At 71.7% G+C, this 11,556-nt stretch carries 14 protein-coding genes; 6 read left to right on the top strand and 8 right to left on the bottom strand.

Features of this window, described 5'->3' with window-relative positions; translation table 11 throughout:
- Positions 1-234: 234 nt before the first annotated feature.
- Positions 235-1,221 carry a LysR family transcriptional regulator gene (locus ACERZO_RS18280; RefSeq protein WP_372665873.1) on the top strand — a complete coding sequence of 329 codons (987 nt, stop codon included), beginning with the start codon at positions 235-237 and terminating at the stop codon, positions 1,219-1,221.
- A 34-nt stretch (positions 1,222-1,255) separates the two neighbouring features.
- Here ACERZO_RS18280 and ACERZO_RS18275 read toward each other — a convergent pair whose 3' ends face one another.
- The 3 genes from ACERZO_RS18275 to ACERZO_RS18265 form a co-directional block, all read right to left on the bottom strand.
- Positions 1,256-1,849 carry a TetR family transcriptional regulator gene (locus ACERZO_RS18275; RefSeq protein ID WP_372665872.1) on the bottom strand — a complete coding sequence of 198 codons (594 nt, stop codon included), beginning with the start codon at positions 1,847-1,849 and terminating at the stop codon, positions 1,256-1,258.
- 122 nt (positions 1,850-1,971) lie between these two features.
- Positions 1,972-2,352, bottom strand: a complete 381-nt coding sequence (locus ACERZO_RS18270) for a DUF1304 domain-containing protein (protein WP_372665871.1) — start codon at positions 2,350-2,352, stop codon at positions 1,972-1,974.
- Complete coding sequence (locus ACERZO_RS18265; protein ID WP_372665870.1) at positions 2,349-2,834, bottom strand: SRPBCC family protein; 486 nt, start codon at positions 2,832-2,834, stop codon at positions 2,349-2,351. The genes ACERZO_RS18270 and ACERZO_RS18265 overlap by 4 nt, the downstream gene beginning before the upstream one ends.
- Before the next feature lie 76 nt (positions 2,835-2,910).
- On the opposite strand from ACERZO_RS18265, the gene ACERZO_RS18260 reads away from it, so the two are divergent.
- The 3 genes from ACERZO_RS18260 (at position 2,911) to ACERZO_RS18250 (ending at position 6,504) form a co-directional block, all read left to right on the top strand.
- Positions 2,911-3,591, top strand: a complete 681-nt coding sequence (locus tag ACERZO_RS18260) for a TetR family transcriptional regulator (RefSeq protein WP_372665869.1) — start codon at positions 2,911-2,913, stop codon at positions 3,589-3,591.
- Between the two features lie 244 nt (positions 3,592-3,835).
- A complete protein-coding gene (locus ACERZO_RS18255; protein WP_372665868.1) occupies positions 3,836-4,831 on the top strand; it encodes an aldo/keto reductase in 996 nt (331 codons plus the stop codon).
- A 389-nt stretch (positions 4,832-5,220) separates the two neighbouring features.
- On the top strand, positions 5,221-6,504 hold the full coding sequence (locus ACERZO_RS18250) for a DUF2254 domain-containing protein (protein WP_372665867.1): 1,284 nt from the start codon (positions 5,221-5,223) through the stop codon (positions 6,502-6,504).
- Here the strand turns inward: ACERZO_RS18250 and ACERZO_RS18245 are convergent.
- The 3 genes from ACERZO_RS18245 to ACERZO_RS18235 all read right to left on the bottom strand — a co-directional run bounded on the left by ACERZO_RS18245 (position 6,491) and on the right by ACERZO_RS18235 (position 8,825).
- Positions 6,491-6,736 carry a zinc-binding dehydrogenase gene (locus tag ACERZO_RS18245; RefSeq protein ID WP_372666421.1) on the bottom strand — a complete coding sequence of 82 codons (246 nt, stop codon included), beginning with the start codon at positions 6,734-6,736 and terminating at the stop codon, positions 6,491-6,493. The genes ACERZO_RS18250 and ACERZO_RS18245 overlap by 14 nt on opposite strands.
- 344 nt (positions 6,737-7,080) lie before the next feature.
- Positions 7,081-7,686 (bottom strand): response regulator transcription factor, encoded by a 606-nt coding sequence (locus ACERZO_RS18240; protein ID WP_372665866.1) that lies wholly within the window; start codon positions 7,684-7,686, stop codon positions 7,081-7,083.
- On the bottom strand, positions 7,683-8,825 hold the full coding sequence (locus tag ACERZO_RS18235) for a sensor histidine kinase (RefSeq protein WP_372665865.1): 1,143 nt from the start codon (positions 8,823-8,825) through the stop codon (positions 7,683-7,685). Before ACERZO_RS18235 ends, ACERZO_RS18240 begins: the two co-directional genes overlap by 4 nt.
- Positions 8,826-8,919: 94 nt before the next feature.
- On the opposite strand from ACERZO_RS18235, the gene ACERZO_RS18230 reads away from it, so the two are divergent.
- Positions 8,920-10,356, top strand: a complete 1,437-nt coding sequence (locus ACERZO_RS18230) for an alpha/beta hydrolase (protein ID WP_372665864.1) — start codon at positions 8,920-8,922, stop codon at positions 10,354-10,356.
- An 85-nt stretch (positions 10,357-10,441) separates the two neighbouring features.
- On the opposite strand, the gene ACERZO_RS18225 is transcribed toward ACERZO_RS18230, so the two are convergent.
- Both ACERZO_RS18225 and ACERZO_RS18220 read right to left on the bottom strand, forming a co-directional pair.
- Positions 10,442-10,762 carry an alpha/beta fold hydrolase gene (locus ACERZO_RS18225; RefSeq protein ID WP_372665863.1) on the bottom strand — a complete coding sequence of 107 codons (321 nt, stop codon included), beginning with the start codon at positions 10,760-10,762 and terminating at the stop codon, positions 10,442-10,444.
- The gene (locus ACERZO_RS18220) at positions 10,698-11,102 is read right to left on the bottom strand and encodes a hypothetical protein (RefSeq protein ID WP_372665862.1); all 405 of its coding nucleotides are present in this window, start codon (positions 11,100-11,102) and stop codon (positions 10,698-10,700) included. Before ACERZO_RS18220 ends, ACERZO_RS18225 begins: the two co-directional genes overlap by 65 nt.
- 41 nt (positions 11,103-11,143) lie before the next feature.
- Here ACERZO_RS18220 and ACERZO_RS18215 point away from each other — a divergent pair, with 41 nt between their 5' ends.
- On the top strand, positions 11,144-11,494 hold the full coding sequence (locus tag ACERZO_RS18215; protein WP_372665861.1) for an Lrp/AsnC ligand binding domain-containing protein: 351 nt from the start codon (positions 11,144-11,146) through the stop codon (positions 11,492-11,494).
- Positions 11,495-11,556 lie beyond the last annotated feature (62 nt).

Genomic DNA, 11,556 nt, shown 5'->3' with positions numbered 1-11,556 from the left:
CGTGATCGGCAGGAGGAGACGACATCTGTTTCTCGCTTCGTCGAGGGAAACCGGGTCGGATGTGGACAGTCGCGATCGGGACCGGGAACACCATGCGCCGCACGGCGCGGACCGCGGAAGCCCGATCTGCCGATGGGTGGTATCGACCCGCTCTATCCCCGGTTCCCGCTTGCTGTCGCCGGGCCGGGTGTGTAGTCATGGCGCTGTGAACGAACCGACGACCGCACGCCACCCGTGAAGGAGCTGAAGAACCTCAACCTGAACCTGCTCGTGCACCTGGACGCGCTCCTCGCCCAGCGCAGCGTCTCCGGCGCGGCCCAGCAGCTCGGGTTGAGCCAGCCGACGGTGTCGTCCGCGCTGGCCAGGCTCCGCCGGCACTTCGAGGACGAGCTGCTGGCGCGCCAGGGAAGCAGATACGTGCTCACCCCGCTGGCCGCGGCCCTGCAACCCCTCGTCACCGACGCGGTCACCAGCAGCGAGCGGGTCTTCCTCGGCCGCGCGGGGTTCGACCCGGCGCGCACCCGTCGCCAGTTCGTCATCCTGACGAGTGATTTCTGGCTCGAGGCCGTCGGCCCGTCCGTCAGCCGGCTCCTCAGCGAGGCCGCACCGGCGTCATCCGTCCGGTTCGACCTGCTGCGCATCGCCGACCTCGACGATGCCCTGGAGAGCTTGCGCACCCTCGACGGGATCCTGCTGCCGCACGGAGCCATCCCGGAGGCACCGCACGTGGATCTGCTGACCACCGAATGGCGGGCGCTGGTCGACGCCCGCAACGACCGGGTCGGAGCGGTCCTCGACCGGGACACGCTCGCAGCACTCCCGTGGGTGCTCTACGCCGACCGGTCCACGGCGACCGCGGCGCTCGTCACCTCCACGATCATGCGCCAGCTGGTACTGGCCGGGCTCGACCCCCGCGTCGAGGTCACGGCCGGGACGTTTTCCGCCGTGCCGTCCTTCGTCCGGGGCACCGATCGGGTCGCGGTCGTCCACAAGTCCCTCGCACTGCGCGCGGAACTGACCCTGGGCCTGCGCTCGCTGCCGCTTCCGATGGCGTTCGACGCACTCACGCTGGCGTTCTGGTGGCACCCGCGGCACACCGACGACCACGCCCACCGGTGGTTCAGGTCGTTGACGAGGTCAGCCGCCGGGCTGGTCGCCGCCGACGCCTCGGGCTTCGAACTCGCGCCGGCCACGGAGGAAGCGCCCGCGGACGGAGATTAGGCCGACCGGGCCGTGGTGGTCGCGCTACCGCACATCAACCGCCGACGGCCGCGATCCGCCGGGCCGCCCGCACGACGGCCTCCCGGCGCCGCGCCGGCGAGTCGTCGTCTTGCCCGGCCGCGAGCATGCGAGCCATCTGCGGTGTCGCCCACCACTGGACGGCCAGGGCGATGAGCAGGAAGACGAGATGAGCGGGGGCGATCGACGAGTCGATCAGCCCCGCCCGCTGGGCCTCGGCCACCGCACGGGCCTTGCCCGCGTACAGCCCGGTTCGTTCGGCCTCGTCCTGGACGGCGCCCGCATCGGCGAGGCCCTCCCACAGGACGAGCCGGGCGACATCCGGGTGTTCCCGCAGGTAGTCGAACGAGAGCCCGGCGAAGTCCGCCAAGTCGTCCGGGCCGGCAACCTGGCGGAGGGGCACGTCCGCGGCGAGCTTGTCCAGCTCGAACCGGACGACGTTCGAGAACAGCGCCGGCTTGTCGCCGTAGTACTTGTAGACCCGTTCACGGTTCACCCCGGCACGCTTGGCGATCCTGTCGATGGTCGTCCCGGCCGCGCCGAACTCCGAAAACTCGGCGAGCGCAGCTTCCTGGATCCTGCGCTTCGTACCTTCGACGTCCCAGGCCATGGCGCAACCATACTCCAACACGAGTGTTGCCAATTCGGCATCCGCACTTCCTGGCTGCGCCTGCTCCGCACCACATCAGCGGAAGCTTGCCAGAGCGACGAATGCGTCCCCCGGGAGGCGACTCACGCGATCAGGGCGATGAGGGTGGCCAGGGCGGGTCCACCTTGGCCGATCAGGCCCTTGATCCGTCCCCGGCGGGGGTCGAAGGCGATCAGCGCCACGCTCGCCGCGAGCATGGACACACTGGCGGCCAGCACGAGGGCGTGGCCGGCCACGACCGAGCCCGAGCGGACCGCGGCCAGCCCGGCCAGCACCTGCAGGGCCAGGAGTGCGTTGTAGCAGCCCTGGTGGAACGCCCAGGGGCGGACCGCGGCGAGGTCCGCCGCGCGCACCTCGAACATGGCGTGCACCTCGGGACGGCTGAAGCGGACGCTTTCCATCGTGAAGATCCACAGGTGCATCAGCGCCGCGGCCAGGGCGAGCAGTTGCGCGGGGACGTTCACCGGGGCCGAGCCAGCCGCAGGGGCGCATCCGGGAGCAGCGCGCCGGTCTCGTCCAGTTCGGCCAGCAGAGCGGGCACGCCGACGGTGAGCATCTTGGTCCGGACGGCGCCGAGCAGCTTGGCCATCGCGAACCCGCCGATCCCGGTGAACCCGGTGTGGTGGTAGGTGAAACGGGTTCCCTCGGCGGTGGGCTCGAGCAGGTAGCGGACGTGGCTGGGTGCCTCCCCCTCCGCGCCGACCCAGGTGTAGTGCAGCAGTTCCCGCTCGCGGACCTCCAGCACCTCGCAGTCGACGATGCCCCGCCAGCCGGGCATCGGTTTGGCGACGAACCGGAACTTGTTCCCGGCCACCGGCTCGAACCCCTCGGCGCGGGCGCCTTGCCCGGTCGAGGTCCAGTACGGGATCAGCTCCGGGTCGGTCATGGCCCGCCAGACCTTCCGGGGCGAGTGCGGGTAGTCGCGGACGATGTGGATCTGGGACATGAGCGGACTCCTTAACTTCAGTGGCTATAAAATTACTGTAGCAGAACTTTTCTGGTGGCTGAAGTAGGATGACGGCGTGACGACAACGGGGACCGGCCGCCCGGCCGTCGAAGGGTTGCGGGAACGCAAGAAACGGGCGATGCGCCGGCAGCTGTCCGACACCGCCGCGCGGATGTTCCTCGAACGCGGCTTCGACGCCGTCCGGGTCGCCGACGTCGGCGAAGCGTGCGGAGTGTCGGAGAAGACCGTCTTCAACTACTTCCCGAGCAAGGAAGCGCTGCTCCTGGACCGGCTCGAGACCACGGCCGACGCGTTGCGCACCCACCTGCCGGACCCGGCGCGGACCCCGGTCGAGGCGATGCTGACCATCCTCGACGACGAACGGGACGGCCTCGCCACGGCTCTCGCCGCCGACACCGACCGCGGGCTGGCGCAGTACCGGAAGTTCGGCGATCTGATCCGCGACACCCCGTCCCTGCGGGCCTACCAGAGCGACGTCGCCGACCGGTTCGTCGACATCGCCGCCGAAGCACTCGCCACCCGGACCGGACTGCACCCCGGCGACCCCGAACCCCAGATCGCCGCGGCGACGCTGCTCGGCCTGTGGCGGGTCCAGTTCCGCGCCCTCCGGACCCACGTGCGCCCCGGCCACCCCCTGCCGGACGCGATCGAGGCCGTGAGCCGGGAGGTCCGCCGCGCCGCCCGCCTGGCCGAAGCAGGACTGGCCACCTTCCCGGCACCCACGAACCACGACTGACCTGCCAACGGCCTCGAGGACCGCGCCTTGCGCCGGTGTTCCCTCGCTGCGCGCCAGGCCTGTCACGGGCACTTTGCGGCCCATTACCGGCAGACCGTTTCACCCTCACCTGCCGCGCCCGCCCCGGCCGGCGGGGGCAGATCCGCCGGCTTGACGTGGAGCGCGCTCCAGGTCCTAGCGTCGGCGGCGTTCGCCGGCTTTCGAAGTACCGCCCGGTCGCACCGGGCAGGAGGAGTGTCCGCGCATGATCACCCGAACGACGCTCGGCTCGCCCGGTCTCACCGTCAGCGCGATGGGCCTGGGGTGCATGGGGATGAGCGAAAGCTACGGCGCCGCCGACTGGGACGGCGGCCTGGCCACCATCGACCGGGCCCTGGAACTGGGCGTCACGTTCCTGGACACCGCCGACGCCTACGGCACCGGGCACAACGCGGTCCTGGTGGGCCGCGCCATCCGCTCCAGTCTCCCCGACCAGGTGCAGCTGGCCACCAAGTTCGGCATCGACCGCAGCGCCGGCGACCGGGCCCGCCGCATCCGCGGCGCGCGGGATTTCGTGCTGCGCTCCTGCGACGCCTCGTTGCTGCGGCTGGGCGTCGACGTGATCGACCTGTACTACGCCCACCGCCCGCCCCAGGACGTGGCGATCGAGGAGACCGTCGGGGCGATGGCCGAGCTGGTCGAGGCGGGCAAGGTCCGTCACCTGGGACTGTCCGAAGTGGACGGAGAACTGCTCCGCCGGGCGCACGCGGTGCACCCGATCGCCGCGGTGCAGAGCGAGTACTCGCTGTGGACCCGCGACGTCGAGGCGGTCACCCCGGTGCTGGCCGAACTGGGGGTCGGGCTGGTGCCGTACTCGCCGCTGGGACGGGGGTTCCTGACCGGCACCCTGGACCGCTCCACGCTGGGAGAGAAGGACTTCCGGCGCACCAACCCCCGTTTCGCCGGCGAGGCGGGCGAGGCCAACGAGAAGATCGCGCGGACCGTGCGCGCGGTGGCCGGCCGGCTGGGCGCCACTCCGGCCCAGGTGGCACTGGCCTGGGTGTACGCCCAGGCCGAACGGCTCGGGGTGGCGGTGGCGGCGATTCCGGGGACCCGCAACCCGGCTCGGCTGGAGCAGAACGCGGCCGCGCTGGAGGTCGTCTTGGACGCCGAGGCGCTGGCCGCGCTGGACCCGCTGAGCGACGAGGTGACGGGCGAGCGCTACCTCCCCGCGCACACCGCCGAGGTCGCCCGGAGCTGACCGGTACGCGCGACGTCGACAATATCCAGGCCGCCGTCGACCTCGCGCCACCGGCGACCTCGCCGGTCACGACCAACCCGAGTCGGGCCGGCGGTGCCCCGTACTCCTCCATGGCCAGGATCGCGCTGCCAGAGACCCGGGAGCTCGCCGCAGGAGGCCTGCGCCCGCCGGCGTCCGCGTAACGGGTCGATGTGCGGAGGCGACTTTCTGCCCTCCGGCTCGCACGGTGCCGACCCGGTCGTCGTTTATCTCGCCCGGGCACGGGTAGGTCATCCGGTTGAAGCGCGTTCCGACCGAAGGAGGGATCACGGTTCGAGTCGGTCGCAAGAGATGCCGGCCTGCGCCTGGTGACCAGGACATCCAGTCCGCTTACTGAAAGGAAGCCGACCATGCTGTCGCTGCGCGCCCGTCACCGCCTGCGAGGCGAACTCTGGATCGTGCCGCTGCTCTGCGTGCTCGCCGCGATCGCGCTGTCCCTGATCACCGTGGCGATCGATCGGGCGTTCGGCGACAACCTCATCCCGACCGGCATCAACGGGAAACCGGACGCGGTGTCGACCATCCTCAGCACGATCGCGTCGGCCATGGTCACCCTGACCACGCTCGTGCTGACCATCACCACGGTGGCCGTGCAGCTCGCCATGGGCCAGTTCTCGCCACGGATCGTGCGAGCCCTCCTGCAGGACCGGGCCAGCCAATTCGCCTACGGGCTGTTCGCCTCGACCTTCACCTTCGCCATCCTGGCGCTGCGCGAGCTGGACGTCGGGGGCGGCGGCACCGTGCCCGGGCTGACGGTCCTGGTGGCCTACCTGCTCATGCTGGCCAGCATCGTCACCTTGTTCGTCTACATGCACCACTCCGGGAACTCGTTGCGCGCCGCCGGGTTGATCGACCTGGTCGGCGACCACCTCCACGAACAGATCGACCGGCTCTACACCGACGACGACCCCGCACCCACCCCACGCGATGTCGTCGCCTGCCCCGAATCCGGGATCGTGGTCGACCTGGACCGCCCGGCCCTGGTCGCCGCCGCTCACGACGCCGGCTGTGTGCTCGAACTGGTTCCCATGATGGGTGACTTCGTGCCCGCCGGTGCGCCCCTGTTCCGGATCCACGGGAACGCTGCCCAGGTGGACCGCGCACGGCTCGCCGGGTATGTCGTCCTGGCCGCCGAACGCACTCACGGCGACGACCCCGCCTACGGCTTCCGCAAGCTCGTCGACATCGCCGAACGCGGGATCGCCCAGCCTTTCACCGACCCCACCACGGCCGTCATGGTCATCCACCGCCTGCACGACGGCCTCCGCCAGCTCGCCACCCGGCGCTTCCCGACCGGCCGGCACCACGACGGCAACGGCGACGTGCGGCTCACCGAGCGCGTTCTCGGCTGGGACGGCTACGTGCGGCTCGCCTTCGACGAGCTCCGGCTCGCCGGCGCCGCCTCGCCGCAGGTTCCACGCCGGATCCTCGCCGCGCTGCACGACCTCAAGACGGTCGCGCCACCGGAACGGCATCCCCCGCTGGACCGGCAACTGGCCCTCCTCACCGCCGCGGTCGAGCGTCAGTACGACGACGGGCCCGATCGACACGCCGTACTCGTGCCCGACCTGCAGGGGGTCGGATCCGGAGCCGACCTCGACAGCGGGATCCAGCCACCGGTCAGTGCCGGATGACGACCTTGCCGAAGTGCGCGCCCTGCGCGAAGTAGGTGAAGGCGTCAGGTGCTTCGTCGAACGGAAAGATGCGGTCGATGACCGGCCGGAGCCGGTGTTGGCTGACGACCCGGTTCATCCGCTCGAAATCACTGCGGCTGCCGACGGTGACGGTGCGCAGCGACGCGCCGCGGTCGAGGAACTGCGTCAGGTCCATGCCGTCGCCGGTTGCGAGGTTGCCGACGAGCGAGATCCGGCCGCCTTGGGCGAGGGCGGTGATCGATTGGGAAATCGTTCCGGCTCACGCAGGTCTACCGCGACCTGGGCCTAGAGGTGGTCTACGACAACAAAAAAGAGGCAGTCACTGTGACTGCCTCTCCCCGTGCGGGTGACGTGTGTGTCCGAATAGTAGCGCAGAGTCACCGAAGCCGTACGCGCGCCGGGCGCAGACTCAACGTTGGGGCTGGGCGCCGATGTCCGCCGGACTTCCGGTGGCGCGGCGGTGGCCGACCGGCCCGGCCGCGGTCGACGTGCTGCGGTTCGCCCGGCTGAACCAGGAGTACCGGCGGTCCGCACCGAAGAAGCCGCGGTGAAGGCTCAGAGCCACCCGTTGGTTTCGGCGAGGCGGGCGGCTTCGGCGCGCGTGCGGGCTTCGGTCTTGCCGATGGCCGAAGACAAGTGGTTGCGGACCGTTCCCGGGGTGAGGTCGAGCGCCCGCGCGATGTCGGCGACCGTGCCGCCTTCGGCGGTCGCGCGGAGTACGTCGGCTTCGCGGTCGGTCAGCGGGCTGGTGCCGGTGGCGAGGGACTCGGCCGCCAGGGCCGGGTCGATGAACCGCAGGCCCGCGTGGACCCGGCGGATCGCGTTGAGCAGCTGCTCGGGCCGGGAGTCCTTGACCACGAACCCGGCCGCGCCCGCGGACATCGCGCGGGCGAGGTAGCCGGGGCGGCTGAACGTCGTGCAGATCAGCACGCGGCAGGTCGGCATCGCGTGCCGCAGCTCGGCGGTGACCGCGAGGCCGTCGCGGCCGGGCATCTGCACGTCGAGGAGCGCGACGTCGGGAGTCGTCCGCCGGGCCGCCGGACCGACGTCGAGGCCCGAACCGACCTCGGCCACGACGTCGATGTCGGGTTCCAGGCGCAGCATCGACGCCAGCGCCCCGCGCACGAGAGCCTGGTCGTCGGCCAGCAGGACGCGGATCACGCCGGCACCGCCTCGGCGCGCGCGAACACGCGGTAGCCGCCGCGCGGGCCGCGCCCGTGCTCGAGCCGGCCGCGGACCTCGGCGAGGCGTTCGGCCAGGCCGGTGAGCCCGTGCCCGGCCGCCGGGTCGGAGGCGACCGTCCCGTCGTCGGTCACCTCGACCCAGCCGGGACCGACGCGGATCCGGCACTGTCCCGCGTCGGAGTGCCGGAGCACGTTGGTCACCGCTTCCCTTACGACGTAACCGAAGACTCCGCGAAGCTCCGGCTCGACCTCGTCCACCGAAGCCGGCAGCTCGGCCTGCACCCCCGCGGCGCGCAACGCCAGCCGGGCCCCCGAAAGCTCGGTGACCAGCGACACCTCCCGGTACCCCGACACGGTGGCGCGGACGTCGGCGAGGGATTGGTGGCACAGGGTTTCGAGGTCGCGAACCTCGGCGAGCGCGAGGCCGGTGTCCGCGGCCGACTCGAGGACGCGCCGGGCGAGCCCGAGCTTGACGGCCATCGTGGACAGGTTGTGGCCGAGGATGTCGTGCAGCTCGCGGGCGACCCGTTCGCGTTCGGACGCCACGGCCATCCGCCGGATCTGCTCGCGGGCGGCCTTCAGGTGCCCGGTCGTGAACGTCAGCGCGAAAACGGTCCCCACCGCCGCGGTGACCCCGCCGAGCGTGACCACCTGCGCCCAGCTCACCCGCCCGGACGTCGTGAGCATCCACGCGAGCTGAGCGGCCGCCGTGGCGAACCCGAGGGGCAGGGAGTACCGCAGCGGCAGCAGCATCAAGCCGATCGCGATGGCGAAGGTCAGGTCGGTCAGGTAGTCCGGCGAGCCGAAGAGCAGGGCGGGTGTGGCGCCGAGGGCGAACAACGCCGCCACGACGACCGCCCGCTGCCGCCGAGGCGCCGACGGCGCGAACCACAACGCGAAGAGGTAAGCGGCGGCGTAGAGGCCGATGGCGGCGAGTGCGAGGGCTGTGCGCGCCGGACCGCGCCCGCCGTGGGCGATCACGGCGACCCGGGGCAGCAGGACCAGCACCGCGAGCCCGTTGACGATCACGGGCGCCACCCGGCGCCGCCGGTCGGTCCAGAAGCTCCAGTCCGGCCACTGCCGGACCGAGAACCGGCCGGGATCACGCTCGCTCACCCGCCCAGCCTAAGCACCGGGTACGCGGGCCGCCCCATGACAGATGGCACAGGACGCTCCCGCCGGGCGGTGGTCCGGTGGAGTCATGGAACCGATGAAGAAGCTCTTGCCGGCGGCGCTCGCCGCGGCCGCGGTGGTGTCGGGGGTGTCGGGGGCGGGCGCGGCCGGCGGGGCGCCGGTGGCCTGGGGTCCGTGCCCGGCCGACGTAGCCAGGCCCGGCCTGCAGTGTTCGACCCTCGACGTGCCGCTGGACTACCGCCACCCGGACGGGCGGAAGATCACGGTCGCGCTGTCCCGGCTGCCGAGCACGAACCCGGCGCACCGCCGTGGCGTCCTGCTGGTCAACCAGGGCGGTCCCGGCCTGACCGGCCTGGACTTCCCGATGTCGCTGGTGGACGCGGGACTGCCGAGGCGGGTGCGCGACACCTACGACGTGATCGGGTTCGACCCGCGCGGGGTCGGCCGCAGCAGCCCGGTGACCTGCGACATGACGCCGGAGCAGACCGCGGAGAGCGTGAGCCCGCCCTTCCCGTACCGCGCGGCGGACGTGACGAAGGCGGCCGGGGCCGCGAAGACCGTCGCGCACCAGTGCCTGACGTCGAGGACGGCGTCGACGCTGCCGTTCATCACCACGGCGAACACCGCGCGGGACATGGACGGCATCCGGGCCGCGCTGGGCGAGCCGAAGCTGTCGTACTACGGCGATTCCTACGGGACCTACCTCGGCGCGGTGTACACGACGCTGTACCCGGACCGCAGCGACCGCATCGTCCTCGACAGCAGCCTCGGCCCGGAGGGCTACGACGCCGAAGCGCTGCGAAGCCAGGGCCTGGGCTTCGAAACCCGGTTCCCCGACTTCGCGAAGCTCGCCGCGGCCGACCCGGCGCAGTACGGCCTGGGCGCCACTCCCGCGGCAGTGCGCGCGAAGTACTTCGAACTGGCCGAGCGCCTGGACCGGGAACCGGCACAGGGCTACGACGGCACGACGTTCCGCACGACCACCGCGGCCCTGCTCCGCGCGGACGCCGCCCTGCCGCTGCTGGCGAAGCTGTGGCACGAGCTCGACGTGAACGAGCCGGTGTCCCTGCCCACCGGTGCCGGGCCGGGCTCCGACAATTTCGCGGCGAGCTACCTCGCCGTGGTCTGCGGCGATTCCCGGTGGCCCGAAGCGGTGGACACCTATCGGCGCAACGTCGCGGTCGACCGCGTCCGCTACCCGATGTACGGCCCGTACGCGGCGAACATCCGGCCGTGCGCGTTCTGGCCGGCTCCGGCCGAGCCGCGGGTGCGCATCACCGGTGCCGGCCCGGAGAACGTGCTGATGCTGCAGAACCTCCGCGACCCGGCCACACCGATGCCGGGAGCACTCCGCCTGCGCGCGGCATTCGGCGACCGCGCCCGGATGGTGACGGCCGATCAGGGCGGTCACGTGGCCTACCTCAACGGGACGAACCAGTGCGGCAACGACGCGGTGAGCGACTACCTCGCGACGGGAAGCCGGCCGGCCCACGACGTTTTCTGCCGGGCCTGAGCGAGCCGCGCGCGACGAGGAGCGGGCCGACTTCGGCGCACCGAGGGACGGCCCGCCCTTTCGCTCGTCTCGCCGGCTCCGCGCTTCAGCCCGCCGCGCTGACGATGGTCCCGGCCACCACCTCGGGGTGCACCAGCGGTACCGCGTGCGAAGAATCGACCTCGACGACGGTGGAGCCGGCTCGCTCGGCCATCCACCGCTGAGCCTCGGCGGGAATGGAGTTGTCCCGTGTGGACACCACCGCCCACGACGGCACGGTGTGCCAGGTGGCTGCGTCCGCGAATCCGCCCTCCAGGGTCACCGGATCGAACGGCTTCTGCGCCGCGGCGAGAACCTTCTGGTCACGCGCACTCGCGTCGCCGGCATAGACCTCGCCGAACTTGTCCGGTCGCAGGTAGACCTCCACGCCACCGGGGTATTCGCGGACGACCAGATTTTCCGGAGACAGCAGACTGCCCGGAAACTTCCGCCAGCACCAGCGCGCACACGCTCGTCCAGCGCGGCCCGAGCCGCGGGTGGACGAACCGGCCGGCGAAGGTCGAGCCGACCATGATTCCCAGCGCTTCCGGGAACGTGGACAGGCCGCTGACCAGCGGACTGACGCCGAGGCAGTCCTGGAGGAACAGCGCGGCCAGGTAGATGACGCCGAAGAACGACGCCATGGTCAGCACCATCACGCCGGCCGCGAGCGTGCCCAGGATCAGCGGATCGCCCCAGCCGGCACCGGGCCCGACGACCGACCCCACCCCGCGCCCCGATGACGCGCCGCTGCTCGCCGAACTCAACCGTGACGGCCGGCTCGGCGTCGTCGCGCTGGCCAAAGCCACCGGCCGGCCCCAGTCCCGCGTGTCCACCCGCCTCGACGAGCTGCTCTCCTCCGGCGCCCTGCACATCGCCGTCCACCGGCCAGGCCCTGTCCCTGCACCCGGAGACCACGTTCTCCGCCGCCGTCACCGGCGCGGCCAACCTCCTGGTCACCGTCACCTGCCGCACCACCGAGGACCTGTACTCGTACGTCACCGGCAAGATCGGCGCGCTGCCGGCCGTGCACCAAGTCGAGATCGTGCCCGTGCTGCACCAGCTCAAGCAGTCCGGCACCCTCATGCGCAACGGCCGCTTGGTGCTGGACCAGCTGTGACGCCTCCGCAGGCCTTCGTGTCCCACCCGAACGCCACGCTGACCCCACGCACCCGACTCCGT

Origin of the sequence: Amycolatopsis kentuckyensis, from assembly GCF_041679295.1 — a bacterium.
GTDB classification, from domain to species: Bacteria; Actinomycetota; Actinomycetes; order Mycobacteriales; family Pseudonocardiaceae; genus Amycolatopsis; species Amycolatopsis kentuckyensis_A.
This window is presented reverse-complemented; position numbering and strand designations above follow the sequence as displayed.